Below are 1,529 nucleotides of genomic sequence, written 5' to 3' on the forward strand. Positions count from 1 at the left end.
TCGCTTCAGAACTAACCTTATCGGGAAATATAACTGCAGGCAATTATTTATATATAGGCGATAATAACACAGGAACTCGCCTATGGGACGGCAAAATTGACGATGTCCGTATATATAATTACGCTCTGTCCGCGGAAGAAGTCAGCAATCTCTACAATTCCGCGAAAACAAAATACACCGCCTCCGCCCCCCTCTTGGGCCTTGTCGGCTATTGGAATATGGACACCGCCGATGTCTCTGCCACAAAAGTTTATGATAAATCTGGTTTTGGCAACCACGGCACCCCAACTGGCTTTTATACCGGCCTTGCCCCCACCTCCACCCCCGGCAAAATCAACCAGGCGATTGATTTTGATGGAATGAATGGTGCGGTAAACGCCGATGTTGTAGCAAACGATATGTCGCCCCTCTCAGGAACAATTGTTCTTTGGGCTAAGGCCGAAGCTAACGTAACATCCTTTATTATTGGAGGGAATACCAATTCTAGAACTTATCTCTCAAGACATTCTAGTGGTTTTTTTCGTGTTACAAAGGGCAACCCTGCTACGGATATGAATTTTACGGCTACGGCTTTAAATACTTGGCATCAATTAGTATTAACTTGGGATAATGGTTCTATGAGTGGTTATCAAGACGGAGTGCTTATAAACACCTTAGCGTTTACTGATACTACAACAGCCGGAACAGCCCTAAAAATAAGTTCTTTTAATACCGGAGGATTTAATTTTGACGGTGCCATTGACGACGTGCGGATATATAACCGCGCGTTGTCTGCTGACGAAGTCTCCGCTTTATACAAATCCAGCGCAAGAAAATATGTGAGATAAGGGGAGGATTGTGAAGAAAGTATCAATAATCAATCATCAATGAACGCTCAATTACAAATTGAAAAATGAAAAATGAACTTTCAATGAAAAATGATAAATGAAAAATGAAAATTATCTTATGTCCCGTAAACTCCTACCACTACTAATAATAATCCCCATCTTAATCTTAGGCAGTTTTTTGGTATTCAAATCAAAATCCGCCGAACCGACTTCTGCCTCCGCCCCCCTCTTGGGCCTCACTCTAGACCTTGACTTTGGAAATAACAACAGCTCCGATCCGGTGCAAGTTTATGATTCCTCCGGTTTTAACCGCAATACCACTTCAACAACTGGCACCACAATGCCAGCCTGCACGCCATACTTCTGTGATTTTGACGGCGGAGATAATACAACAGGGGACGCGACAAATATTTTTAATTCTGCTAATATTTCTATCGCGACAAAATTTAGCCCGGATTTTACCGCGGACGATGGAGTATTGCATTATATTTTTGATACCCAAGCAAGCGGGACGGAAGGATATATATTGATTAAAGTGTCTGATAATAGTTTACGCGTTTATTTAGGCGGAACAAATATAGAGACAATACCGCTCAGTTCATATCAAGCGTATTGGAAGGTGGGTGAAGAAAATGTACTCGTGGTAAGAGGAGATGCAACCAATGATGATACTTATATGTGGCTGAATGGAAATATTATTTT

Annotated in this window: 2 protein-coding genes; both read left to right on the forward strand. The window is 41.7% G+C overall.

Annotation, left to right across the window (positions count from 1 at the left end):
• Positions 1 to 827, forward strand: an 827-nt coding sequence (locus COU51_02060; GenBank protein ID PIR66776.1) for a hypothetical protein, incomplete at its 5' end; no start/stop codon positions are given.
• A 178-nt stretch (positions 828 to 1,005) separates the two neighbouring features.
• The coding region (locus COU51_02065) for a hypothetical protein (GenBank protein PIR66777.1) at positions 1,006 to 1,529 on the forward strand (524 nt) is incomplete at its 3' end.

This window comes from Parcubacteria group bacterium CG10_big_fil_rev_8_21_14_0_10_36_14, from assembly GCA_002772895.1.
Classification (GTDB): Bacteria; Patescibacteriota; Patescibacteriia.